Origin of the sequence: Bacillus sp. 2205SS5-2 (assembly GCF_037024155.1) — a bacterium.
GTDB lineage: Bacteria > Bacillota > Bacilli > Bacillales > Bacillaceae_K > Bacillus_CI.
The window spans coordinates 1-1773 of record NZ_JAYKTS010000065.1 but is presented as its reverse complement, the minus strand read 5'-3'; the positions used below and the strand labels follow the sequence as shown (position 1 = coordinate 1773).

Here is a 1773-nt window from a genome sequence, read left to right as displayed (position 1 = left end):
AGGTTTCGATATACCATGGTTCTGTAATATGAAAGAGACTATCAATATCTTGGATTTCTACCTTCATTCCGAATCACCTACTAGTTCTACTATTTTAGTAACCAGTATGGACAGGGGTAAATCATTTTAAACAGCGAAGAAGCTCTTTTCGTCTGTTTTTGGTTTGATTTTGTTCAAAAATAGAGAGGGAAATCCCCTGAAATCTATCTTTTAAAGAGCATAAAGATTGTTCCGAAAAGTAACATTTTTTAAAACAACAGCTTATCATAAAAAGCAGAATAAACTTGCCTAGTTAATCTAAAACCTATTATTACAGTAGGTTTTTTTGTTGCTGAGTTAACTAACATGATAAATAACCGCTATGTTCAATAGCAATAATGCAAACCAAATGAGTTTTCGTGATTTATAGAAGTTTATACCACTCTACTAGTATCTATTCATCTCGTTTTCTACGTTGTATAGATTGTTCTGATCTTTTTAAACCGATATATTTTCCAAATTAGTTCATGGTGACTACCCATTGAAATGAAATGTCAGTATATTGTTTAATTTTTTCCGCCTTAAGAAGGAGAAGAATTCCTTACATAGAGGGAAGTTAATTTGCGGAAATATGATAAAATTCAGTTAATAGAAAATTATGAATTAGGAGTGAGTATATTGGCTTTAAAAGATATTTTTTCATTAAATGTGGTACCAATTAAAGAGGATGCAAGTGTTGAAGGAAAGCAAATTCGGAATATTTCTGTTCAGGGATCTTCTATGGATGTGAATGTGTTGCCAAGTGATAAAGACAACATTGACATTAAGCTGAGAGGAGAGGTTAGTGAAAGAGTGAAAGATCACTTCAATCTGCAGGTAAAGCAAGTAAATGATTTTCTGTCAGTTGAAATGGAAAGAAAGAAGTTTTCGGCTCCATTTGGTGTGATCGTTGTAAGGCTAACATTGGATTTATTTATACCAAAGAAAATCTATGAGTCTTTATTGGTTAAGACGTCTTCAGGAGAAATTGAGCTCCACTTAGTCAAAAGTAAGAATATCGAGTTAAAAACAAGCTCAGGTGATATAAGAGTGAAGGATATTGAAGAAACAGAAGCTATTAAACTATCAGCCTCTAGCGGAGATATGATTCTAACCGGTGGTCAAGCTAGATTTACGCAACTTGAAACAAGTAGTGGAGATATTATTATGCGGAAATTTGGTGGTAGTCAATTAGAAGCTTCTTCTTCCTCAGGAAAAATTGATATATGTGGTTATCAGGGGAATCTTCACGTTGAATCAAGCTCTGGTGATATTAACCTTCTATATGATGAATTAACAGGTCATTTAAAGGCGAAGACTTCAAGTGGTTCCGTAAAGCTGTCGTACCAAATTGAACCTTCATCCTTCAACCTTGACTTCAAAGGAAGCTCTGGAGAAGCCGATATTCACGTGAAGGGAATCGAATATGAAAAGAATACCGACCATGTTGTACTGGGAACTAAGGGTGCAGGAGATTATTCGTTGCAGGTTCGCACTTCATCGGGGGATTTCCTCATGCAGTAATCCTGTGAAATTGGGATTCTATTTAAGTAAGGTTATTTTTGCAACAGAGTAAGATCCTTAGGTTGTATGCCTTTGTGTTATTTTTGTATGGCTCTTTTATACGAAAATGGGTTTTGATGCTGATTTTGACACAAAAAAGCACCCTCCCTAAAATGGAATGACCATTTTTAAAGATTGGCTATGGCACCATTACTTGATTTAAGCTGGTTTTGATTTTTGGATATCTACCTC

1 protein-coding gene is annotated in these 1773 nt (G+C 34.7%); it reads left to right on the top strand.

Translation table 11 applies throughout. From position 1 onward, the window contains the following. Positions 1-657: 657 nt before the first annotated feature. Positions 658-1542, top strand: a complete 885-nt coding sequence (locus U8D43_RS20795) for a DUF4097 family beta strand repeat-containing protein (RefSeq protein ID WP_335873062.1) — start codon at positions 658-660, stop codon at positions 1540-1542. The last annotated feature ends 231 nt before the right edge of the window (positions 1543-1773 follow it).